Source organism: Kitasatospora sp. NPDC059722, from assembly GCF_042733235.1.
In the GTDB taxonomy this organism is placed as follows: Bacteria; Actinomycetota; Actinomycetes; order Streptomycetales; family Streptomycetaceae; genus Kitasatospora.
The window spans coordinates 1-1,098 of record NZ_JBHWGD010000303.1 but is presented as its reverse complement, the minus strand read 5'-3'; the positions used below and the strand labels follow the sequence as shown (position 1 = coordinate 1,098).

The 1,098-nt window shown below is 75.1% G+C and carries 1 protein-coding gene; it reads left to right on the top strand.

Going from position 1 to position 1,098, the window contains the following annotated elements:
* Positions 1 to 1,098: polyketide synthase dehydratase domain-containing protein (locus ACFV4F_RS43450; protein WP_380511605.1), on the top strand; the 1,098-nt coding region annotated here is incomplete at both ends.

The following is a 1,098-nucleotide window of genomic DNA, read 5'->3' as shown; positions in this document are numbered from 1 at the left end:
ACCGCACTCGCCACCACCCACACCCACGGCCACACCCCCACCCCACCCACCACCACCCACACCCACCCCAACCTCCCCACCTACCCCTTCCAACGACGCCGCTACTGGTTGGAGGATCCGGCGAGGACAGCTGCGGCGGTGCTCGACGCACCGGTCGAACTCGCGGGTGAGGGCGGCCTGCTGTTCACCGGCCGGCTGTCGCTCGACACCCACCCCTGGCTCGCCGACCACGGCATCGACGGTGTGCCCCTGGTGCCGGGCAGCCTCTTCGTCGACCTGGCCCTGCGGGCCGGGGAGCACGCGCAGAGCCCGGTCGTGGACGAGCTCACGCTGGAGGCCCCGCTCGCCCTGCCCACCACCGGCGCCGCGTCGCTCCAGCTCACCGTAGGGGTCCCTGCGGACGACGGCCGACGCCCGTTCGCGGTGCACGCCAGGTTCGGCGAGGACGCCGACTGGACCCGGCACGCCTCGGGCCTCCTCTCCGCGGAAAGCGGCCACACGCCCGTACCGGACACGACCTGGCCGCCCGCCGGGGCCGTCCGGACCGACGTGGACGAGGTGTACGACCGGCTCGCCGGGCTCGGCTACGGCTACGGCCCCGCGTTCCGCAACCTGCGCGCCGCCTGGCAGCTCGGCGACACCCTGTATGCCGAGGTCGGCGTCCCCGGGGAACCGGGCGGCGGAACGGACGAGTTCGCCCTGCACCCGGCGCTGCTGGACGCCGCGCTGCACCTCCTGCCGGTGCGCGAGGGCCTGGACGGCGTCCGGCTCCCGTTCTCCTGGAGCGGGGTCCGGCTGCACGCCACCGGCGCGACCGCGCTGCGCGTCCGGCTGGAGCCGCTGGCCGGCGAGACGGTGTCGCTGGTGCTGACCGATCCCGCGGGCGGGCTCGTCGCCGCCGTCGACGCCCTCGACCTGCGCCCGCTGCCGGCCGGTGCGCTCACCGCCGCGCCGCAGACCGGAACGGACCCGCTCTACGAGGTGGGCTGGACGGAGCTACGACCGTCCGGTGGGGGTTCGGGTCATGCCGACACCCCGGAACCGGTGATCGTCCACCTCGACACCGACACCACCCCCGAGGACACCGCACTCCACGCC